Here is a 501-nt window from a genome sequence, read left to right on the forward strand (position 1 = left end):
CGTCGAGTATTTGATGACCTACCTTATAAGTTTCATGTAATAGATCATCTAAGTTTATTAAGTATTGAACGAGAGAGTGCTCACTCTGCGAAAAGTCGAATAGTCTGTAAGACTTATAATGAATTGGATCAAGATCTATAGGCGATATTAAAAGGTGCTTCCAATAACGTTTAAGCTTATTATATTTACGCTTTTCTGTCGTTCTAAATTGGTTCATTACTCTGACGCGACACCGGTTAATTTCTCTGTTAACAGCTTGTACAATATGAAAACGATCGATAATTATTTTAGCGTTAGGAAACAGGTCTTCAACTAAATCCATATACGGTTGATACATATCCATCGTGACGGCTTTGACTCGCTTTCGTTCTTCTAGAGAAAACTTTAAAAAGTGTTCTTCTAACTTGAATTTGCGACGATCAGGTAATATTTCAATAACATCATGATTGACGGCATCACAATAAATAAAGCTCATCGCACTCGCTACATCATTCGTTGACT

At 35.3% G+C, this 501-nt stretch carries 1 protein-coding gene; it reads right to left on the reverse strand.

The window, feature by feature from the left end:
- The coding region (locus tag CD126_RS11365) for a transposase (RefSeq protein WP_142381372.1) at nucleotides 1-501 on the reverse strand (501 nt) is incomplete at both ends.

The sequence above is a fragment of the Staphylococcus pettenkoferi genome (assembly GCF_002902685.1).
In the GTDB taxonomy this organism is placed as follows: Bacteria; Bacillota; Bacilli; order Staphylococcales; family Staphylococcaceae; genus Staphylococcus; species Staphylococcus pettenkoferi.